General features: G+C 72.2%; 20 protein-coding genes, 1 tRNA gene and 3 pseudogenes. 14 read left to right on the forward strand and 10 right to left on the reverse strand.

What is annotated here, in order from left to right; all coding sequences use genetic code 11:
* Nucleotides 1–2 precede the first annotated feature (2 nt).
* The 6 genes from BRM3_RS10845 (at nt 3) to BRM3_RS10870 (ending at nt 2759) form a co-directional block, all read left to right on the forward strand.
* On the forward strand, nt 3–224 hold the full coding sequence (locus tag BRM3_RS10845) for a hypothetical protein (protein WP_263593329.1): 222 nt from the start codon (nt 3–5) through the stop codon (nt 222–224).
* A 4-nt stretch (nt 225–228) separates the two neighbouring features.
* On the forward strand, nt 229–852 hold the full coding sequence (nadD, locus tag BRM3_RS10850) for a nicotinate-nucleotide adenylyltransferase (RefSeq protein WP_396126911.1): 624 nt from the start codon (nt 229–231) through the stop codon (nt 850–852).
* The gene (locus tag BRM3_RS10855; RefSeq protein ID WP_263593330.1) at nt 827–1519 is read left to right on the forward strand and encodes a hypothetical protein; all 693 of its coding nucleotides are present in this window, start codon (nt 827–829) and stop codon (nt 1517–1519) included. The genes nadD and BRM3_RS10855 overlap by 26 nt, the downstream gene beginning before the upstream one ends.
* A complete protein-coding gene (gene rsfS, locus BRM3_RS10860) occupies nt 1516–1929 on the forward strand; it encodes a ribosome silencing factor (protein ID WP_263593331.1) in 414 nt (137 codons plus the stop codon). The genes BRM3_RS10855 and rsfS overlap by 4 nt, the downstream gene beginning before the upstream one ends.
* Complete coding sequence (locus BRM3_RS10865) at nt 1926–2612, forward strand: histidine phosphatase family protein (protein ID WP_263593332.1); 687 nt, start codon at nt 1926–1928, stop codon at nt 2610–2612. The genes rsfS and BRM3_RS10865 overlap by 4 nt, the downstream gene beginning before the upstream one ends.
* A 71-nt stretch (nt 2613–2683) precedes the next feature.
* Nucleotides 2684–2759, forward strand: a tRNA-Ala gene (locus tag BRM3_RS10870).
* A gap of 688 nt (nt 2760–3447) precedes the next feature.
* On the opposite strand, the pseudogene BRM3_RS15165 reads toward BRM3_RS10870, so the two are convergent.
* A pseudogene (locus BRM3_RS15165) lies at nt 3448–3522 on the reverse strand (hypothetical protein); the annotation flags it as partial.
* Nucleotides 3523–3567: 45 nt separating this feature from the next.
* Nucleotides 3568–4449: pseudogene (locus BRM3_RS10875) on the reverse strand (IS3 family transposase); the annotation flags it as partial.
* Nucleotides 4450–4700: 251 nt separating this feature from the next.
* On the opposite strand from BRM3_RS10875, the gene BRM3_RS10880 reads away from it, so the two are divergent.
* On the forward strand, nt 4701–5747 hold the full coding sequence (locus tag BRM3_RS10880) for an IS110 family RNA-guided transposase (protein ID WP_263593333.1): 1047 nt from the start codon (nt 4701–4703) through the stop codon (nt 5745–5747).
* 135 nt (nt 5748–5882) lie between these two features.
* Here the strand turns inward: BRM3_RS10880 and BRM3_RS15170 are convergent.
* A pseudogene (locus BRM3_RS15170) lies at nt 5883–6197 on the reverse strand (transposase); the annotation flags it as partial.
* Here BRM3_RS15170 and BRM3_RS10885 point away from each other — a divergent pair.
* Nucleotides 6196–6684 (forward strand): HNH endonuclease, encoded by a 489-nt coding sequence (locus BRM3_RS10885; protein ID WP_263593334.1) that lies wholly within the window; start codon nt 6196–6198, stop codon nt 6682–6684. The pseudogene BRM3_RS15170 and the gene BRM3_RS10885 sit on opposite strands and share 2 nt — an antisense overlap.
* A 213-nt stretch (nt 6685–6897) precedes the next feature.
* Here the strand turns inward: BRM3_RS10885 and BRM3_RS10890 are convergent, their stop codons facing one another.
* Nucleotides 6898–7194: an EamA family transporter gene (locus BRM3_RS10890; RefSeq protein WP_263593335.1), complete on the reverse strand. Its 297-nt coding sequence runs from the start codon at nt 7192–7194 to the stop codon at nt 6898–6900.
* A gap of 8 nt (nt 7195–7202) precedes the next feature.
* On the opposite strand from BRM3_RS10890, the gene BRM3_RS10895 reads away from it, so the two are divergent.
* Complete coding sequence (locus tag BRM3_RS10895; protein ID WP_263593336.1) at nt 7203–8105, forward strand: LysR family transcriptional regulator; 903 nt, start codon at nt 7203–7205, stop codon at nt 8103–8105.
* A 92-nt stretch (nt 8106–8197) separates the two neighbouring features.
* Here BRM3_RS10895 and BRM3_RS10900 read toward each other — a convergent pair whose 3' ends face one another.
* Nucleotides 8198–9076, reverse strand: coding sequence for an RCC1 domain-containing protein (locus BRM3_RS10900; RefSeq protein ID WP_263593337.1), 879 nt, complete (start codon nt 9074–9076; stop codon nt 8198–8200).
* A 56-nt stretch (nt 9077–9132) separates the two neighbouring features.
* Here BRM3_RS10900 and BRM3_RS10905 point away from each other — a divergent pair, with 56 nt between their 5' ends.
* Entirely contained in the window at nt 9133–10095 is a 963-nt protein-coding gene (locus BRM3_RS10905; protein ID WP_263593338.1) for an NYN domain-containing protein, read from the forward strand.
* Nucleotides 10096–10240: 145 nt separating this feature from the next.
* Here the strand turns inward: BRM3_RS10905 and BRM3_RS10910 are convergent, their stop codons facing one another.
* From BRM3_RS10910 to pulA, 5 genes are read right to left on the reverse strand one after another with little or no spacing between them, the layout of a single operon-like run.
* The gene (locus BRM3_RS10910; protein WP_318152403.1) at nt 10241–11143 is read right to left on the reverse strand and encodes an EamA family transporter; all 903 of its coding nucleotides are present in this window, start codon (nt 11141–11143) and stop codon (nt 10241–10243) included.
* Nucleotides 11140–11871, reverse strand: coding sequence for a B3/B4 domain-containing protein (locus tag BRM3_RS10915; protein ID WP_263593339.1), 732 nt, complete (start codon nt 11869–11871; stop codon nt 11140–11142). Before BRM3_RS10915 ends, BRM3_RS10910 begins: the two co-directional genes overlap by 4 nt.
* Entirely contained in the window at nt 11871–12470 is a 600-nt protein-coding gene (locus tag BRM3_RS10920; protein WP_263593340.1) for a helix-turn-helix domain-containing protein, read from the reverse strand. Before BRM3_RS10920 ends, BRM3_RS10915 begins: the two co-directional genes overlap by 1 nt.
* Before the next feature lie 44 nt (nt 12471–12514).
* Complete coding sequence (locus tag BRM3_RS10925; protein ID WP_263593341.1) at nt 12515–13969, reverse strand: phytoene desaturase family protein; 1455 nt, start codon at nt 13967–13969, stop codon at nt 12515–12517.
* A gap of 23 nt (nt 13970–13992) precedes the next feature.
* A complete protein-coding gene (pulA, locus tag BRM3_RS10930; protein ID WP_263593342.1) occupies nt 13993–16740 on the reverse strand; it encodes a pullulanase-type alpha-1,6-glucosidase in 2748 nt (915 codons plus the stop codon).
* Nucleotides 16741–16839: 99 nt separating this feature from the next.
* Between pulA and BRM3_RS10935 the strand changes: the two genes are divergently transcribed.
* The 4 genes from BRM3_RS10935 (at nt 16840) to BRM3_RS10950 (ending at nt 20683) form a co-directional block, all read left to right on the forward strand.
* Complete coding sequence (locus tag BRM3_RS10935; protein ID WP_263593343.1) at nt 16840–17724, forward strand: siderophore-interacting protein; 885 nt, start codon at nt 16840–16842, stop codon at nt 17722–17724.
* A gap of 28 nt (nt 17725–17752) precedes the next feature.
* A complete protein-coding gene (locus tag BRM3_RS10940; protein ID WP_263593344.1) occupies nt 17753–18433 on the forward strand; it encodes a DNA-3-methyladenine glycosylase I in 681 nt (226 codons plus the stop codon).
* A gap of 98 nt (nt 18434–18531) precedes the next feature.
* On the forward strand, nt 18532–19833 hold the full coding sequence (locus tag BRM3_RS10945) for an O-acetylhomoserine aminocarboxypropyltransferase/cysteine synthase family protein (RefSeq protein ID WP_263593345.1): 1302 nt from the start codon (nt 18532–18534) through the stop codon (nt 19831–19833).
* Between the two features lie 61 nt (nt 19834–19894).
* The gene (locus BRM3_RS10950; protein WP_263593346.1) at nt 19895–20683 is read left to right on the forward strand and encodes a PIG-L deacetylase family protein; all 789 of its coding nucleotides are present in this window, start codon (nt 19895–19897) and stop codon (nt 20681–20683) included.
* Nucleotides 20684–20695: the final 12 nt, after the last annotated feature.

Raw genomic sequence — 20695 nt, forward strand, 5'->3', positions numbered from 1 at the left:
CCATGCTCGACCATCTCCTGATCCTCGCCGAGGGCGGCTCGCACGCGTCCGAGGGCGTGTCCCCGTTCCTCGTCGGCGGCGGATTCTTCGTGTTCTTCATGATCCTGCTCGGCATCACGTACCTGTTCAGCGGCCTGAACCAGAAGGTCGTCACCAAGGGCGACGAGGTCGCTCATCGCGAGGGCACGCACGCCGCCGGCGGCAGCGCCCCGCACCAGCACTGACCGGATGGAGACCACGCGACGTCGCATCGGCGTGATGGGCGGGACGTTCGATCCCATCCATCACGGCCACCTCGTCGCCGCGAGCGAGGTCCAGAGCGTCTTCGGGCTCGACGAGGTGGTGTTCGTCCCCACCGGGCGGCCCTGGCAGAAGGCCGGGCGCGGCATCTCCGACCCCGAGCACCGCTACTTGATGACGGTGATCGCGACGGCCGCGAACCCCGTCTTCACCGTCTCGCGCGTCGACATCGACCGCCCTGGCGCCACGTACACGACGGACACGCTCAAGGATCTCTCGGCTCTGCATCCCGACGCCGACCTGTTCTTCATCACGGGCGCCGACGCCCTGCAGTCGATCCTGACCTGGCGCAACAACCACGAGCTGTTCGAGCTCGCCCACTTCATCGGCGTCACCCGTCCCGGGCACGAGCTGGACACCTCGGGGCTGCCCGAGGGTCGGGTCACCCTGATCGAGGTGCCCGCCATGGCCATCAGCTCGACCGACTGCCGCGTGCGGGTCGCGGCCGGCAACCCCGTCTGGTACCTCGTGCCCGACGGCGTGGTCCAGTACATCAACAAGTACGCGCTGTACACAGGAGGTGACGATGGTGGAGAGCAGCCCGACGGCTGAGAACACCTCGACGCAGTCCACGCCCCGGCACGGCCGCCGTGCCCGGCAGCTCACGCCCGAGGAGCAGGCCGAGCTCGACCGCCTGCGCGCCGAGTACGAGCAGTCCCAGGCGGAGTCCGCGACTGAGGAGGAGGCCCCGGAGCCCGCCGTCGACCCCGAGGCGAGCGCTCCGGCCGAGGCGGCTGCGGATGTGCCGACTGCGGACGTGCCGGAGCAGGGTGTCTCCTCGGCGCCGGTCGTGCCCGCCGAGCCTGCGACGCCGAGCGTGCGACGCTTCGGCCGCCGCGCCCGCATCATCGAGGTCGACGACGCGCTCGCGCCCGGTGAGACCGCGACCGCCGCGGGCGTCGACCCCGACGGCCGACCGATCCCGACCGACGCCGACGGCGTCGAGCTCGGCGAGATGCCCGAGGGAGAGGCCCCGGACCCGCGCCCGGCCCCGCGCTTCGAGGGCCGCGTGCTGCACCGCCCCGAGCGCGGCGCCGGCAACCCGCTGGTCTGGATCGTGTGGGCGCTCGTCGCCCTCGCCGTGATCCTCGTGATCGTGCTGCTCGTGACCGGGGTGCTCGGCTCCGGTGACACGAGCGCCCTGTCCGCCGTGGCCGACGGGACCGTCGGCGCACTCTCATCAGCAGTACCGACGACCGGGGAGGTCATCGCCGCGTGAGCGCACCAGAAGAATCCATCGAGCTGGCCCGGGTGGCCGGCCAGGCCGCCGCCGACAAGCTCGCGGGTGACGTGATCGCCCTCGACGTGTCCGAGCAGCTGGTCATCACCGACATCTTCCTCGTGTGCTCGGGCACGAGCGAGCGCCAGGTCTCCGGCATCGTCGACGGCATCGAGGAGGAGATGCTCAAGAAGCTCGGGCGCAAGCCCGTGCGTCGTGAGGGCGAGGCCGACGCGCGCTGGGTGCTGCTGGACTACAACGACATCGTCGTGCACGTGCAGCATGCCGAGGACCGCGCGTTCTACGCCCTCGAGCGGCTGTGGCGCGACGCGCCCGTGATCGACCTCCAGCTCGACGACGCCGCCGCGGAGGACGCCTCGGGCACGGCGGGCGCCAGCTCGGCGTCGTGAGCGAGCCGGCGGGACCGGGATCCTCCGAGTCCGCGCATCCCACCGCCCGACTGGGGGAGGGGTCCCGGCTGCTGCTGGCCCGTCACGGTCAGACCGACCACAACCGGGCCGGTCGCATGCAGGGCCAGATCGACATCCCGCTCAACGCGGTCGGTCTCGGGCAGGCGCGGGCTCTCGCACGGTCCCTCGAGGCCTCGCCCCCCGACGTCATCGTCGCCTCGCCCCTGCGGCGGGCCTACGTGACGGCCACGACCGTCGGCGAGCACCTCGGCCTGCGGGTGACCACGGATGACGGTCTGCTCGAGCGGGGCTTCGGACAGTGGGAGGGGCTCACCGGCGACGAGATCCGCCGGGGCTGGCCCGAGGAGTACGAGGCCTGGCGCGAACGCCGGAACGTCGCCGGTGTGGGCATGGAGACCCGCACCGAGGTGGCGCGCCGGGTGGGCGCAGCGTGCCGTCACCACCTGGGGTCCCACGACGGCGACACCGTGCTGATCGTCGCCCACGGGGCCGCGATCACGCTCGGGATCTGCGATCTGCTGGACCTGGACCCCGAGGGCTCCCGCGCCATCTCGGGGCTCGAGAACTGCCACCGCAGCGTGCTCGATCCGCTGTACGGGGACCCCGACGGACGGCTCATGAGGCTGATGTCACACAACCTGCCACCGGCTTTCACCCGCTGACGTCGGCGTTGTAAACTCGACTGGTCGCCGCAGCACGGGCCTCATCGAGACCGAGCGACGGAGACGCCCACGGGGCTATGGCGCAGTTGGTAGCGCGCTTCCATGGCATGGAAGAGGTCAGGGGTTCGAATCCCCTTAGCTCCACCATAATGCTCTTACTCGCACCCTCGACAAGAGCAATGAACTGATCGGACAGTACGTCCAGGGAGAGCCCGCCGGTTTCGGCGGGCTTTTTCGTTTGCCCCGTGCTGTCGGGGGTGGCGTCGTGCTGTGCGTGTCGTGCCTCGTGGACGAGTGCTCGGGTGTCTGGGCTGTAGATGACGTCGAATGGTGCCCGGGAGGTTGCCTCGACGTGGTGCTGGCCGTTGTCGTCGGTGGTGACGAGGAGTTTGTCGAAGAGGAGCTGGTTGAACATGCGGCGGATGTGCTCGGGGGCTTGCCGGTAGGTGTTTCCGGCGTGCTGGGCGATGTCGAGTGCGATGCTGATGAGTTCGTCGGCTTCGGCGATATCGGCGGTGAGGTTGCTGAGGCTGCGGTTGGTGGCGGCCAGTTCGGTGTCGAGGCGCTTCTGCTCGGTGCGGAGCATGTCGATGGGGATCGCGTCGTTGTAGTGGGCTTCGAGGAGCTTACGTTGGCGACGCTCGATGGTCTGCTTCGTGGCCTCGAGTTGTTCTCGTTCAAGGTCGGTGTCGGTGCGAAGCTGCTTCAGTCCGTGCCGGAGGAGTGTTTCGAGGTCGCGGCGAAACTCGGGCGCGAGACTGATGCGGTCGTAGAGATCTTGGATCAGGTCTTCGGCGTGTTCGATCTGGATGGAGCGGAGGGTGCAGTCGGTGCGCTTGGAGTGTCGTCCGAGGCAGGAGTAGTACGGGTAGGTTTCGCCGTGACGGTTCTTGACGACCTGGACGACCATGCGGAATCCGCAGGGGACTGCTGCACGGAGAGGTGTCAGTTGCGGTTAAGCCGCCAGGGTGACGGTCGGGTTCATGATGGTCTCGTATTCGATGGGGGTCAACCGGCCCAGGCGGGCCTGCCGCCGGCGCCGGTGGTAGGTCCGTTCGATCCAGGTGATGATCGCGATGCGCAGCTCATCGCGGGTTTGCCAGCGGCGGCGGTCCAGGACGTTCTTCTGCAGCAGCGCGAAGAAGGACTCCATCGCTGCGTTATCACCCGCGGCCCCGACCTGGCCCATCGATCCGAGCAGGTGGTGCTCGTTCAGGGCGTGCACGAATGACCTGGCGCGGAACTGCGATCCCCGGTCCGAGTGGACGATGCAACCGGCCACTTCACCCCGACGCGTGACCGCGCTGACCAGCGCGTTCACCGCGAGACGAGCCTTCATTCGGGAGTCCATCGAGTAGCCCACGATCCGCCCGGAGAAGACATCCTTGATCGCACAGAGATAGAGCTTTCCCTCCTCCGTGGAGTGCTCCGTAATGTCGGTGAGCCAGAGCTCGTTGACGTCATCTGCGGCGAAATCGCGTTTCACGAGGTCCTCGTGGACCGGCGGACCGGGGCGCTTCCCGTTCTTCCCACGCTTCTTGCCGAAGACCGACCACCACTGGTTGTCGCGGCAGATCCGCCACGCCGTCCGCTCGCACATCACCTCGCCGGCCGCGTGGGCCTCGACGGTCAGGAACCGCGATCCGAACTCCGGGTCATCCCGGTGGGCGTCGAACAGGGCGTTCGCCCGATACGCCGCCCGGAGTTCCGAGGCTGTGACCCGGTGTTTCCGCCACCGGTAGTACGGCTGACGGGAGAGCTTCAAGACCCGCAAGGACACCGCGACGGGGATCCCGTCACCGGCGAGCTCGCTCACGAGCGGGTAGAACTGTAATGGCCTCTGGCGGGCCTGCGGCCGGCTGGGATGCTGAGCCGTAGCTCGGCCGAGTGACTCCGGGTAGAACCGACTCGTGAAGATTTCACGATGTCTTCAAAAGGACGTGTCCTCGGCTGAGCTGCGGCTCGGTCTCTCCGCGCAGATGCCTTGATCAGAAGCCTGTCCGTCCCCAGGGGCGTGACTCATTACAGATGTGACTCTGAGCGACCCGGGCCAGCCCGCTGAAGTGCTGACGACTGGAGGAACTCACCATGGCCACCGCTACTGAACGCTACGAGCACGTCGTAGGGATCGATACCCACGCGCGCACTCACACCTATTGCATCATCGAATCCCGGACGGGAGCGGTGGTCGATACGAGATCGTTCCCGACTACTGCCCCCGGGATGCAGCGTGCGGTCTCCTGGATTCGACGAAGGACTCACGGGACGCCGGTGCTCGCTGCCGTGGAGGGTACTTCCTCGTACGGTGCCGGCATCACCACCGCCCTTCTGACCGAGGGGATCGAGGTGGCCGAGATCCGACCTCTCTACCGCCGTTCCCGAGCACGAACAGGCAAGTCAGACCCCCTGGATGCAGAAGCAGCCGCTCGAACGGCGCTTTCCACGGATGCCGAGAAACTTGCTCAGCCACGTCGCTCTGGTGACCGCGCGGCGCTCCGCGTGCTGCTGGCGAGCCGGTCACTGATCGATCAGCAGCGCACGGCCAACAAGAACGCACTCACAGCACTCCTGCGCACCACCGACGTCGGAATCGATGCGCGCAAACCGCTCACTGACGTGCAGATCTCCACCATCGCGGCCTGGCGGACCGGGCGAGATGAACCATCACAGCGAGTCTTCCGTGAGGAGGCACGAAGGCTGGCCAAGTCGATCATCGAGCAGACCCGGTCACTTCAGCAGAATCACCAGGCGCTGTCCGTGCTGACCGAGACTCTCGCCCCGGGCCTCCAGGGCATCCCGGGGGTCGGCGCGGTCACAGGAGCGATCTTGGTGGCGTCGTACTCACACCACGGACGGGTGCGCTCGGAAGCGGCTTTCGCCGCGCTCGGGGGCATTGCCCCGTTGCCGGCTTCCTCGGGCAACACCAGTCGCCACCGGCTCTCTCGCTCGGGCGACCGGCAACTCAATCGTGCCGTCGACGTCGTCGTCCGCACGCGGATGAGCTACGACCCCGACACCTGCGCATATGTTGAGCGTCGGCGCGCGGAAGGACTCTCCAAACGCGAGATCCGACGATGCCTCAAGCGATACGTCTGCCGGTCCCTCTTTCGGGAGCTTCGGACTCGGATGGCTTGACAGCAAGGCATAGAAGCGTCCTTTTCCCGGCAGATTCGCCTGTGAGAGGTAGGCGGCCGCGCGCCGCAGGACCTCGTTCTCCTGCTCCAGCAACCGGATCCTCTTGCGAGCATCACGCAGCTCGGAGGATTCGTCACGGGTCTTGCCGGGACGGGCACCGTCCTCGACATCCGCTTGGCGCATCCAGTTCGTCAGGCACGACTCGGAGATCCCGAAGTCCTTCGCGATCGCCGAGAGCCTCTGGCCAGGTTCACGGTTCCTCGCGACTCGCACGACGTCATCACGGAACTCTTGGGGGTAGGGAGCGGGCATGGTCCACATCCTTCCCTGCAGCGCTCTGAGGCACCACAGATGATGTGACACCTCTCCGTGCAGCAGTCCCGCGGGGTGGGACGAACACCCTGACGCCACGATGAACGCGACCATGAGACGGCTGTATACACACCCCATGACGGGTGAGCTGGTGGCGATGGACTCGCGCGCCAGGGCGTTCCCGGCGCCGTTGGAGCAGATGGTGCGGTGGAGGGAGTCGACGTGTGCGAGTCCGTGGTGCAACGCGACCGTCCGCCACATCGACCACGTCGCTCCACACGCTCACGGTGGAGCCACGTCTTATGCGAACGCGCAGGGACTCTGCGTCCGCTGCAACCTGCTCAAGGACCACGCCGGGTGGATCGTCACGCCGACCCGCGACGACGACGGTGCACCCGCCGTGACCTGGGTCAGCCCCGGCGGTGCGACCACCACCTGCCACCTCACACCACTCGGACCCCGCGGTCCTGACGAGACCCACAGAGACCAGGAGGCCGCCGGCGCGCGAATGAACCGTGGAGGCGTCAACCCCGGAGACGGCACCGACGACACCGGTGCTTCCCGAGGATGCAGCGACGCCGGCGACGAGGACGGCACCGAGAGCAGCTCATCGCCCGACCCCTAGAGGGCGGCACCTCCGAGCCGACGGCAGAGCTGCCGACACCGCTCCGGTCCACAAAGCTGTTGCCAGCAACGCCGCTGCCCACCGCTGTGATCCGCCGCTGCCGACAACGCTCCAGTCCACAACACCGCTGCCACCGCCGCCGCCCGGCATCGACACCAGTCGGCGACAAGCGAGCTTTCGCCACTCCGGCGCGGTCACCGGGCGGCGGAACGGTCACACCACCTCGTGCTCGAGCTCCGCGCGCTCAGCTCGTGCGACCTCGGGCCCCGTCGTCACCTGCGCCCGAGCCCGCCCGAGCCGCGGAAGAGCGGTCGCACCGATCAGGACCCCGGCCACGATGAGGCCTGCCCCGAGCAGCTCGCCGCGACGGACGGTCTCGCCCAGGAGCGCCCAGGCCGCGGACATGCCGAAGACCGGCACCAGCAGCGAGAACGGGGCGACCAGGCCGGCGGGGTGCCGCGAGATCAGCCACGTCCAGATCCCGGAGCCGGCCAGGAGAGCGATGACCACGGTGTACAGTGCGCCATCTCCAGCTGCTGCGCGAACTGGCCGAGCGCGGCAGCGTCACGGCGGTCGCGGCGGCGACGCATCGCACCGTCTCCGCCGTCTCCCAGCAGCTGCGCACGGCCCAGCGCGATGCCGGCATGCGTCTGGTCGAGCCCCACGGGCGCGGAGTGCGGCTCACCGAGGCGGGACAGCTGCTCGCGCAGGGCGGCGCGGAGGTCGAGTCGGCGCTCGCGGTCGTCCAGGCCCGCTGGGACGCCTATCGGGACGACCCCGGTGGACGGGTCGGCCTGATCGCGTTCCCGAGCGCTGCGATCTGGCTGTTCCCGCCCGTGCTCGACGCGGCCCGGTCCGCCGGCTTCGACCTGCACCTGACGGATCTCGATCCCGCCGAGTCCGAGTTCGCGGGCCTCACGGCCGACGCCGACATCGTGATCGGGCACAGTCTCCACCGTGCCCGCCCCCTCGGCACCGAACGGCTCGCGGTGCGGGAGCTGACGGCCGAGCCGCTCGACATCGCGATGTCCCGTGCACATCCCCTGGCCGCACGGCCCAGCGTGCGCGCCGAGGACGTCGCCGACGCCACCTGGATCGGTGTTCCCGAGGGCTACCCCTTCGACACCGTGCTCACGTCGATCGCCGCCCAGGTGGGCAGACCGCTCGACGTGGTCCAGCGGATGCGGGACAACCGTCTGATCGAGACGCTCGTCGCCTCGAGCGGACACCTCGCCGTCCTCCCGCGCTTCACGACCCGCGCCAACGAGGAGATCGCGCTCCGGCCGATCCTCGACGTGGACGCGCATCGCTTCATGTCCGCGATCATGCGCCCGGACCGTGACCAGCGCCGCGCCGTCCGCACCGTGCTCGCCGCGATCACGGCGGCCGCGCGGGCCCAGGACCGCGGCGACGTGGGGTGACGCCCCGCGACACGACGAGCGGCTCGACCGGCTGTCGGGCCTGCCCGTTGCCGACACCCGCCTCGCCGACGCCGACACCCGCCGACACGACGTCACTCTCCGGGCGTGCCCCGCACACACTGCGGACGCCTCAGGTCCGTCCAGGTGCCCACGTCACATCGCCCGTCGTCGGTGCTCCCCGCGCTCACGACCGTTCCGTCGGCGCGCACCCCGAGCGTGTGCGCGGAGCCGGCCGCGACCGCGACGACGTCCTCCCAGGCGCCGACCTCGCACTGCCCGTGGCTCGAGTCGCCGACGGCGAGGACCCGGCCCGTCGCGGTGAGGCCGATGGTGTGGGAGCTGCCCGCGGCGACCTGGACCACGTCGCGCCACCGGTCGACCTCGCACGCTCCCGTCTGCCGGGCGCCCGTGGCGACCACCCGGCCGTCCGCGCGCAGACCGACCGTGTGGAGGTGCCCGGCCGAGACCGCGACGATGTCCCGCCATCCCTCCACCGCGCACTGCCCCCGCACGCCGGTGCCGGCCGCCACCGCCCTGCCGTCGTCGGTGGCTCCCACGGTGTGCCAGTCGCCGCCCGCGATCGCCACGATGCGGCGCCACGCGGGCACGTCGCACGCGCCGTCTGCGGCGCGCCCCGCCGCGAGCACCCTCCCGTCCTCGAGCAGGCCCAGGGAGCGGCGCCAGCCCGCCGCGATCGCGACGACATCGCGCCATCCGTCGACGTCGCACTGCCCGTCGTCGTTCCATCCCGTCGCCAGGACGCGCCCGTCGGCCCGCAGACCGAGGGTGTGGGATCTGCCCGTGTTCCTCGCGGTGTGCACGGAGCCCGCCGCAACGGCGACGACCCGCGCCCACGAGCCCACCCGGCGTTCCCCGGCGCCGTCCGCGCCGGCCGCGAGCACCGTGCCGTCGCGGCGCACCCCGACCGAGTGGCGGCGCCCCGCCGCCACGACCGTGCTCTGCTGACGCATGGTGCCTCCCCGTCCCCGAACTGGGAGATCCACGATAGCCACGGCACACTGGAGCCATGACAGATCTGCACGACCCCCGCGTCGCCGTCTATCTCGACTTCGACAACATCGTCATGTCCTGGTACGACCGCGTCCACGGCCGCAACGCCTACAGCCGCGACCGCCAGCGCATCATGGACGACGTCAGCGAGCCCGAGATCGCCGAGCGGCTCGAACGGGCCACCGTCGACGTCGGCGCGATCATCGACTACGCCGCCTCCTTCGGCTCCCTCATGCTCACCCGCGCCTACGCCGACTGGTCCTCCCCGGTCAACGCCGAGTACCGCTCGCAGCTGGTCGCGCGCGCCGTCGACCTCGTCCAGCTGTTCCCGGCCGCCGCCTACGCGAAGAACGGCGCCGACATCCGCCTCGCGGTCGACACAGTCGAGGACATGTTCCGCATCCCCGACCTCACGCACGTCGTGATCGTCGCGGGCGACTCGGACTACGTGCCGCTCGCCCAGCGCTGCCGACGCCTCGGCCGGTACGTCATCGGCATGGGCGTCGCCGGCTCCACGGCGCGCTCCCTTGCCGCCGCGTGCGACGAGTTCGGCTCCTACGAGACCCTGCCGGGCGTCACCGCGCCCGAGCCGGCGGCCAAGTCCCGGGGGCGTCGCGGGCACGGCTCCGCCGCCAAGGAGCGGACCCCCGAGCCCGTCGTCGAGTCGATGGAGACGCCGGGCGCCGGCATCGAGGAGGCGGCCGACGACCCGCAGGAGCAGGCGACCCGTCTGCTCGAGCGGGCGCTGCGCCTGAGCGACCCGGGCGACGCCGAGTGGCTGCACAGCTCGGCGGTCAAGACGTACATGCGCCGCATGGACCCCTCGTTCAGCGAGAAGACCCTCGGCTTCCGCTCGTTCTCGGACTTCCTCAAGGCCAACGACGACATCGCCGAGCTCGAGGAGACGGGCCACGAGCGCCTCGTGCGGCCGCGTGCGACCGGGAACGAGGAGCAGGCGCGCGCCACCTCCCGCCGTTAGGCGATCCCGAGCGGCGCGACCTTCGCCCCGCCTCGTCCGTCCGTCACATCGCCGAGCTCCGCGAGCACCGGACCACGACATCCCCGGTGCGGCGGGAACGGCGCCTGGCTCTGACTGCGATGCCTGGGGGGAAGCTGGTGCCCGCTCACCCGCCGTCCGCGGAGACCGGGACGGCGGGATCGAGCGACGGTGCCGGGCCCCGACGGCTGCCGCGCTGGGCTGCGGCCCCCGCGAGCACGACGAGGGCGATGCCGCCGAGCTGCACGAAGTGCGGCGCCTGCCCCAGGACCACAAGGCCGACGAGCACGCCGAAGCCCGGCTCGATCGCCAGCAGGGTGCCGAAGGCCGTGTGGTTCATGCGCCGCAGCGCGAGCATCTCGAGCCCGAAGGAGATCACCGGCGTGAGCAGCGCGATCCCCGCCGCCGCGAACAGCACCCCGGCGCTGAGGTGGCCGCCGACCACCTGGGGGAGACCGATGATCCCCGTGAACACCGCGGCGATCGGAATCGTGAGCGACAGCCCGCTGATCCCCGAGAAACGGTCCCCGATGCGCTGGGTGAACACGTTGTAGAGCCCCCAGCAGGCCCCGGAGGCGAGAGCGAAGACGACGCCGACGAGGTCGATCTCCCCGTGCCACGGCTCGGTCATCAGCACCACTCCGACGAGCGCGAGCGCGGGCCAGGCGAGGGCGCCGAGCCGTCTGCCGGCGATCCCGGCCACGGTCAGCGGACCGAGGAACTCGATGGCCACCGCGGTGCCGAGCGGGATGCGGCCGATCGCGACCAGGAAGAACACCGACATGAAGCCCGTGGCGAGTCCGAGGATGAGCAGCGCCGGCAGGTCCTTCAGACGGACCGACGACAGGCGCGGCCGCGCCACGAGCCAAAGGAGGAGCGTGCCGAAGCACATGCGCAGCCACGCCGTGCCCGCCGTGCCCACGGCGTCGATAAGGCCGACCGAGAGCGCGTTGGAGAGCTGGACCCCGAGCATCGCCCCGATCGCCATGGGCCACGCGGGCATGCGCGCGAGCACGTCGCCACCGATCACGGTGCGCCGATCGTTCGCCGCGCGATCGTCAGATCCGCTCCCAGGGGGCGCAGCGCGTCGATCAGGGCGCCGGCCGCCGCCTCGAGCGCCGTGTCGGGGAGCGGGGCGAGGGCGTCGAGGACGAAGAACGCGGTGCGCGTGGCACGGGTGAGCCCGGTGCGGCGGCACTGGCGCCAGTTCCACCTTCGGCACGTCACCCCGGTCTCGTCCGCCCACACCACCTCGCCCGGCTCGGGGTGCTCGATCGTCGTCTCGCCGCTCGCGACGGTGTCGAAGGGCTCCTCGCCGGTCGCCCGGTGCAGGCGGGCGGCGCCGCGGTAGGCGCTCAGGTCCTCTCCGCCGAGCGGGATCTGGTGGAGCACGGAGATCGCGTTGTAGGCGTCGGTGAGGGCGTTCACGCGAGGAAGGCCGCCGCCGGCGCGACGGGTGAGGGCCTCGAGGCTGTTGCGGGTGCGCTGCGGCTTGGCGCCGAAGGCCCGGTACGCCTCGCGCCATGCGGCGATGTGCGGGAGCTGATCGGCCGGAGAGCTCGCGAGCAGCTCGCGGGCGTGGTTCTCGGCCGCCGCCATGAGGGGATCGGTCGCGCCGCCGCCGTGGCGCGCGCTCGCCGCGGGGGCCAGCCCGTCGACGACGAGCAGCGCGGCCCGGTAGTCGGGACGCAGGGCGAAGACGGCGGGATCCACGGTGCACGCGGCGAGGAAGGCGTCGGCGTCGCAGGCCTGGGGCATCAGGGGGTCTCCGTTCGAGGGGCGGCTCCGACTCTGGGCTCGAAGACCGCGAGGACCAGACATACGGGGCGGGCGTGGGGATTGGCGTAGGCGTGGGCGACGTCGCCGCGGAAGGTGAGCGCGTCGCCCGCGGAGAGGTCGATCGCCTCGCCCTCGACGTCGATCGTGACGGTCCCGTCCTGGACCTGTAGCAGTTCGCGGGTGCCGGGGGAGTGGGGCTCGCTCTCGTGCCGCTCGCCCGGCAGCACCGTCCATTCCCACAGCTCGACGACATCGGGCCCTTCGGTGCCGGCCACGAGGATGCCGCGGCCCCCGTGCTCCCCGCTCCACAGGACGGCGCCCTCGCCGTGGCGGATCACGTGGGTCACGCGAGGCGCGGGCGGCTCGACCAGGGAGGGCAGGCCCACGCCGAGGGCCTCGGAGAGTCGCAGCAGGGTGCCGACGCTCGGGTTCACGGCGCCCTGCTCGACGCTCACGACCATGCGCCGGCTCACCCCCGCGGCCGCGGCCAGCTGGTCGAGAGTCCATGTGCGCGCCCGTCGCTCGTGCTTGACGCGCGCGCCGATCGCGCGGGCCAGGGAGTCGGTGGAGGAATCCATGGGTGCAGGATAGTGCACGATGAGTGCAGCGGCGAGGTGCCGCGTCAGAATCGGTCGCGCAGCACGGTGCGCGCCGCGTAGTAGCCGCTCATCCCGTGCACGCCGGGGCCCGGCACGGTGGCCGAGGAGCACAGGTAGGCGCCGTCGTCGGTGAGGCGCCACGGGTTCCAGGCCGCGCGCGGGCGGGCCACCATCGAGGCGAGCGTGACCGATCCGAGCGCGATGTCGCCGCCCACGAGCGCCGGGTCGTGCTCGTGCATGGCCGAGGCCGGGATCGCGCGCGAGGCGACGACGAGGTCCCGCACGCCTGGGGCGAAGCGCTCGAGCTGGCCGAGCACCCGCTCGGTCGGGTCCACGGGGCAGCCGAGCGGCACGTGCGCGTACGCCCACACCGGGCGGAGGCCGCCGACGACGCGGGAGGGGTCGGCGACGGCCGGGTCGCTCACGAGGACGAGCGGCCGATCGGGCAGGCGCCCGGCGAGCACGGCGTTCTCGGCCGCGGCCATCTCCTCGCGGCTGCCGCCCAGGTGCACCGTGCCGGCCCGCGCGACGTCCGGGGCGGCCCACGGGATCGGCCCCGACAGCACGAGGTCGACCTTGGCGGCCGCGCCCGCGTGGCCCAGCCGGCGCAGGCCGCCCGCGACGGCGGGGGTCAGGCGTCCCGCGAGCAGCCGCAGGGCGGTGTCCGCGCTCGTGTCGAGCAGCACGGCGCGCGAGCTCGGGAGCTGCGCGAGGCTCGTCACCGGCTCGTCCGTCGTGAAGGTCGCCCCGTGCGCGCGCAGCTCGTCCAGCAGGGCGTTGCTGAGGGCCTGGCTGCCGCCGATCGGGATGGGCCAGCCGACGGCGTGCGCGAGGGTGCCCAGGAACGTCGCGGTGCCCGCCGCGGCGAGCGACGGCAGGGGGCTGATGGCATGGGCCGCGACGCCCGTGAGCAGGGCCCGGGCGGCCTCGGTGCGCAGCGGGCGGTCCCACGCGCGCGTGCCCTGGGCGAGCAGCCGGGTCCCGAAGGCCGCCGCCGCGAGGGCGCCCCCCGGGGTGAGCGCCTCGGCCGGGAGCGAGCGCTTGTCGCCGAGCGAGAGCGCCGTGACCACGTCGGCGTGGCGCACGAGCGGCCCGAAGTAGCGCCGCCACGCGCTCGCGTCGGCGCCGAGGCCGTCGGCGGTGCGGTCCAGGTCCCGCCAGGCGATGCCCGCGCGGGCGCCGTCGAGAGGCTGCGCGTACGAGACCTCCGGGGCGACGAGCTCGACGCCGTGGGACGCGAGGTCGACGGTGCGCAGGAACGGGCTCGCGAGCGCCAGGGGGTGCACGGCCGAGCACAGGTCGTGCACGATCCCCGGGGCCAGGCCCAGGTCGAGGGTGCGCGCGCCGCCGCCGGGGGTCGGCTCGGCCTCGACCACGTGCACCTCGAGGCCCGCCCGGGCGAGGGTCAGTGCGGCGGCGAGCCCGTTGGGACCCGCGCCGACCACCACGGCGTCGACGGCCGTCCGCGTGCTGCGCATGCCCTCGAGACTAGTGCCGCCAGCTAGTGCCGCGCGGGCCGGCAGAAGACGGCGACCGTGCGTGCCGGCACGCGGATCTCGCCCTCGCTGCACACCGCCCGCTTCACGACCGGGTCGGCGCCGCGGCGCTGGACCTCCGACAGCTCGAGCCCGTCGGCCATGTCGCTTACCAGCGGGAGCGTCACGTCGCGGGGACCGGCGTTGAACACCGTGAGCACGGCGTCGAGGAGCGGGTCGATCCTGGGTCCTCGGGTGTCGTCGATGAGCATCGCGATCACGCCGGGCACGGCGTCGGGACCGCTGAACGGGAAGGAGACCTTGGCGTGGACGAGCGCGGCGGCACCAAGCGTGAACAGCGGGGTGGAGGCGCGCATGCGCAGCAGGTCGCGGCACATCTCGGCGGCGCCGACGATCCGCTCAGGCCCCATGCGCAGCGACGGGTCGGCGAGGAGCGGCCGCATCAGGTGCCACGACTGCTGGTTGCTCGGGGCGGGCGGCAGCCCTCGACCGAAGCCGTGACGGGCTCCGGTGGGGTCGAAGGCGTTGAAGTGGTCGCCGGAGTCGAAGGAGTCGCGGTCCATCGACTTCGATCTCAGCAGCTCGGTGCCGGCGTGCCAGAACGACGGCGACTGGCCCAGCGCCGTGGTCGCGAGCGCGAGCACGTTCATCCGCACCCGGTCGTCGGCGGAGATGTCCGCGGGCAGCTTCCAGACGAGCGTGTCGTAGAGGGTCTCGTTGTCGTGCGCGTCGACGTAGTTGACGGACTCCTCGGGGCTCGTCGCGAAGCCCGCCGCCTGGCCGGCGTAGCGCAGCTCGCCGCCCGTGATCGTGCGCCCGTCCGCGCCGCGCAGGCGGAGGTCGCGCAGGTTGCCCGCGAGCGACAGCCGCACGAGGTCGCTCTGGTGGGCCAGCAGCGCGCGCTGCTCCGCCTCGGAGCCGTGCTGGTGGCCGTTGGGCTCGAGCAGGCAGCCGGTCGCGAAACCCTGCTCGGCGCGCTTGTCGGCGTCCATCGGGCCCCCGCCGAGCACGGCGTCCCGCAGCCGGTCGTTGAAGGCGCCGATGCCCGTGCCGTCGAGCTGGCTCTGGACGGCCTGGGTGAAGCGGGCGTTGTCGGCCACCTCGCCGAAGTTCCAGCCCTCGCCGTACAGGTAGACGCCGCGGCCGTCCACGCCGTCGCGCTCGAGCGTGAGCGCGTCGAGGGCGGCGCGCACGGCGAGCATGTTCTCGCGGCTGTGGTGGCCCATCAGGTCGAAGCGGAAGCCGTCGACGCGATAGTGCCGCGCCCACAGCACGACCGCGTCGACCATGAGCTTGCCCGCCAGCGCGTGCTCGGTCGCGACGTTCTGGCAGCAGGTCGAGGTCTCGATGCGGCCCTCGCGGCACAGCCGGTGGTAGTAGCCCGGCACCACCTTGTCGAGCACCGAGGTGCGCGCGTGACCGGCCCCGTCGGTGTGGTTGAAGACCTGGTCGAGCACTACCTGCAGGCCGGCGGCGTGGAGGGCGCCGACCATGCAGCGGAACTCCGCGGTGCGGGCGCCACCGCTCTGGCGGCCCTCGCGCGCATAGCTGCCCTCGGGCGCGAGGAAGTGGAAGGGGTCGTAGCCCCAGTTGTAGCCGTCGTGGGCGGCGACCGCGGCGACCGCCGCCTGCTGGGTGCTCGAGTCGGGTCGCGCCCCCGGGGGGATGTGTGCCTCCTGCTGGGCCGAGCGGCGCTCCGGGATGCTCGCGACGTCGAAGCAGGGCAGGAGGTGGACGGTGGTCAGCCCCGCGTCCGCGAGCGAGCGCAGATGGCGCATGCCCGCCGAGTCCGTCCGCGTGAACGCGCCGTAGGTGCCGCGGTCGGCGGCCGGCACGGTCCGGTCCGCGATCGAGAAGTCCCGGATGTGCAGCTCGTAGATGGTCTGCTGGGCCTGTCGCTTGCAGCGCGGCGCGGGCGCCGACGCCCACTGCGCGTCGCTCCAGGCCGGATCGCACAGGTCCACGAGCACGCTGTGCTCGGAGTCCACCGTCAGCCCCACCGAGTACGGGTCGGTGACGCGGTGCGTGCACGGACGGATGCGGTCGACGTCGAGCACGTCGACCTCGAACAGGTACGCGCGATCCCGCCACGCGGCCGTGCCCGTCACCTGCCAGCACCCGTCGTCGCGCCGCGTCATCGCGATCAGCTCGGCCGCGCCCTCGCCGTCGCCGTCCTCGAACAGGACCAGCCGGACCGCCGTGGCCGTCGGCGCCCACACCGTCAGGGTGGGCACGCCGCGGGTGAACCGGGGTCCGAGGTCGTCGTGCGCCAGGACGCGCTCGGCATAGAGGTCGTCGAGCACCCCCGCGGTCTGCAGGCCGAGCACGGACACGATGCGGCCGGTGCCGTCGCGGCCGATGACGAGCAGCTGCCCGGTCAGGGCCGTCTCGAGCGTGGCCCGGGCCAGCGGCACGCCGTCGCGACGCACGTGCAGCGCGTCGTAGTCGACGAGGTGGCGGCGCACCCGCAGCTGCTCCTCCCGCAGCCCCGCGGCGTCGGGCACGAGCGCAGCGAGCAGACGACCGCCGTTCACGGCGCCGCGATGCAGGCGCATGCCGCCCGCGGGCGCGCCGTGCAGCTCCCACGCCACCGCCCCGTTGCGATGCTCCGGCGGGAGCGCGATCGTGTGCGCGTCGAGGAAGTGCGCGAGGCGCAGGGGGAGCGCGTCCTGCGCGCGCGTCGAGGTCTGGGCGGAGGGGGAGTGCGCCGCGCGGACGTTCGGCGCGGCGGCGGGCACGGTCAGGGAGGACAACGGACGGCTTTCTCGGGGCGGGACGGGACCCCTCGACCCTAGACGCCCTCGTGGACACCCACTCGACGTTTCCCCCACCTCGTCCCGTACCCTCGTGCCATGAGCTCCGATGCAGGACGCAGCACTCCCGGACACGATCCGCACCCTGACGCCACCCCCCGGCGCGACGCGGGCAAGGGCAAGGGCAAGCGCCCCCAGGTGGTCCTCGAGGTGCTCGGCAAGACGCGCGTCACCCCCAACCTCATGCGGATCCTGCTGGGCGGCGAGCAGATCGACCAGCTCGCGTACAACGACTCGACCGACAAGTACGTCAAGCTGCTCCTGGCCGACCCGTCGAGCGGCCTCACCCCGCCCTACGACCTCGACGCGCTGCGCGAGAGCTCCCCGGAGCTGCTGCCGGCGCTGCGCACCTACACGGTGCGCAGCTGGGACCGGCAGACCGGGAAGATCGCCCTCGACTTCGTGCTGCACGGCGACGGGGAGCTCGACGGCATCGCCGCCCGGTGGGCCGACAGCGCGCTCCCGGGCGACCTCGTCGCGATGCGCGGCGCCGGCGGCGGCTACGCACCGGATCCGGCCGCGACCTCCCACCTGCTCATCGGCGACCACTCCGCGTTGCCCGCGATCGCTTCGGCCCTCGAGGCCATGGCGGAGGACGCCCGCGGCCTCGCGCTCATCCACCTGGACCACGCCGAGGACTCCCTCAACCTCGCGGCGCCTGACGGCCTCGAGGTCCGCTACCTGATCGGGGAGCGCGAGCAGCTGGTCGAGGCCGTCACGGCCCTCGACGTGCCCGACCCCGAGGGGGTGCAGGTCTTCGCCCACGGCGAGCGCGGCATTGTCAAGCAGCTGCGCCGCGAGCTTGTGAAGGTCAAGAGGATCCCGCGGGACCGCGTGTCGATCTCCGCCTACTGGGCGCTCGGCCGCATCGAGGACCAGTTCCAGGCCGAGAAGCGCGAGCCGATCGGACAGATCGACGACTGAGCCCAGGAACCCGGCAGAGGGCGACCCGGTGGGGACCGCCGGGGACGCCCCCGCGCCCGAGCTCGTCACAGGGCCCGACGGCCTGGTCCGGCCGCTCTGGGCGAGCCGTCACGACGATCTGCGCGAGTACTACGACACCGAGTGGGGCATGCCGGTCCGCGACGAGCGGGGCGTGTTCGAGCGGCTGAGCCTCGAGGGCTTCCAGTCGGGCCTGTCGTGGGCCACGATCCTGCGTCGGCGCGAGGGCTTCCGCCGGGCCTTCGCCGACTTCGAGGTCGACGCGGTCGCCCGGTTCACCGAGCGCGACGTCGAGCGGCTGCTCGCCGACCCCGGCATCATCCGCCACCGCGGCAAGATCGAGGCGACGCTCGGCAACGCGCGCGCCGCCGTCGCCCTGCGCGAGGCCGAGGGTCTCGGCCCCCACGGCGCGCTCGGACCCGGCGCGACCGTGGCCGACCTTGTCTGGGCCTACCGGCCCGAGCGCACCCCGCGGCCCGTCTCCTTCGCCGACGTGCCCACCACGAGCGCGGAGTCCGCCGCCCTGGCCCGGGAGCTCAAGCGCCGCGGGTTCCGCTTCGTCGGGCCCACCACGATGTTCGCGCTCATGGAGGCGATCGGCATCGTCGACACCCACCTGCTCGGCTCCCACCACCGGGGCAGCTCCGGCGTCTGGAGCGAGGACGGCACCCCGCTCCTGCCGGGCGTCTGAGCAGGTGACGCCGCCACACGGCGTCACACTCCTTCGCGCGGGCCGCCGTGCGGTCGCACGCTGGCAGGGCACAGGTCCGCGAGCGGAGGAGACAGCAGGTGGGAACCCAGCACGTCCATGCCGGATGGAGGGCGCAGGACGCCCACGGTGCCGTGGTCCCGCCCGTCTACTCCTCGAGCGCCTACGCCCACCCCTCGCACGCACGGCTGAAGGCCCTGTTCGCCCGCGAGTGCGACGGCTTCGCCTACGCCCGGTCGGGCAACCCCACCACGCGCATCCTCGAGGAGCGGGTCACCGCCCTCGAGGGCGGAGCGGGCGCCATCGCCGTCGCGAGCGGCCAGGCCGCGACCACGATCGCCCTGTGCTCCCTGCTCGCGCCCGGCACCCACCTCGTCGCCTCCGAGCGCCTCTACGGCGGGACCACCGAGTTCCTCGACGACACGCTCGCCGACCTCTCCGTGGCCACGACCACCGTCGACCCGTGGGACCTCGACGCCTGGGCGCAGGCCATCCGGCCCGAGACCCGCGTGTTCCTGCTCGAGAGCATCGCCAACCCCGGGGCCGAGCTGGTCGACCTCGACGCCGTGTGCGCGCTGGCCCACGAGCACGACATCGCCGTGGTCGTCGACTCCACGCTCGCGAGCCCCGCGCTGTACCGCCCCGGCGACCACGGCGCGGACCTGATCGTGCACTCGGCGACGAAGTACCTGGCCGGCCACGGCACCACGATCGCGGGCCTCATCGTCGACACGGGGCGCTTCGACCCGCGCCGCCGGCCCGAGCGGTGGCCGCGCCTGACGGCACCCAACCCGCGCTTCGGGGTCACCTTCGCCGACGAGTACGACCAGGGCTGCTCGGGCCTGCTCGGATACGCGCGCGCCAAGTACATGACCGACTTCGGCGCGACCCTGCCGGGACAGAGCGCCCACACCGTGCTGCTGGGCATCGAGACCCTCGACCTGCGCATGGAGCGCATCAGCGCCGCCGCCGCCGAGCTCGCCGACTGGCTGCGCGAGCAGGACGACGTGGCCCGCGTGAACCATCCCTCGAGCCCTGATCGGCGCGACGCCGAGATCGCCGCGCGCGACTTCCCCCGCGGGACCTCCGGCGTGTTCTCGATCGACCTCGAGGGCGGGGAGGGCGCCGTCGAGGCGTTCTGCGACGCGCTCGAGCTGTTCACGCTCGCCGTGAACCTCGGGGACGTGCGCTCGCTCGTATGTCACCCGGCGACCACGACCCACTGCCACCTGACGCCCGCCCAGCGCGCGGCCTGCGGTGTCGGCGACGGCACCGTGCGCCTCACCATCGGGCTCGAGGACCTCGTGGACCTGCGCGAGGACCTCGCCCGCGGGCTGCGGGCGGCGCGGCGGGTGCGCGCCCAGGGGATCGTCGCCGTCTGAGGAGACCCCTCCCGGCACCGGCCGCGCTACCGTGGCCGGACCACTGCGCGAGGGAGGGACCATGACCGAGGCCCAGGATGCGACGCCCACGGGAGGAGAGGAGCGGCCCGACGCGCTCCCGCCCCTGCCCGAGGAGGGCGTCCGGCGTGTGCTGTGCGTGGTCGCCCACCCCGACGACCTCGAGTACGGGGCGTCCGCGGCGGTCTCGACGTGGACCCGCCGCGGCCTCGAGGTGACCTATCTGCTGCTGACCGCCGGCGAGGCCGGCATGGCCGATCCGCCCGAGGTGGTCGCCCCGTTGCGCGAGAGAGAGCAGAGGGCGGCATGCGCCGCAGTCGGGGTGAGCGACCTGCGGATCCTCGGTGAGCCCGACGGCATGCTCGAGCACGGGCTCGACCTGCGCCGCGCCATCGCCCGGGTGGTCCGCCAGGTGCGCCCGGACCTCGTGCTCACCACGAACTTCGACGTCGAGGCCTACGGCGGGCTCAACCAGGCCGACCACCGCGCAGCCGGGCTCGCGACGGTCGACGCGGCGCGCGACGCCGCGAACCCGTGGGTGTTCCGCGACCTCGTCGAGGAGGCATGGCAGGCGCGTGCCCTGCTCGTGGCGGGCTCCGACCGCCCGACCCACGCCGTGATCGTGGACACCGAGGCCGTCGAGGCGGCGGTCGCCTCCCTCGCCTCGCACCGGGCCTACCTCGAGCACATCGGCGACCATCCGGCCCCCGAGGAGTTCATCCCCGCGATCCTGCGCGACGGAGGACGGGTCGCGGGCGGCGAGCACGCCGTGGTGCTGCGGGTGTACGAGCTCGCGGGGCTCGGCGCCGAGAGCGCCGACGCGGGGGAGTGAGCCCGCTCGGCC

Source organism: Brachybacterium huguangmaarense, assembly GCF_025725725.1.
In the GTDB taxonomy this organism is placed as follows: domain Bacteria; phylum Actinomycetota; class Actinomycetes; order Actinomycetales; family Dermabacteraceae; genus Brachybacterium; species Brachybacterium huguangmaarense.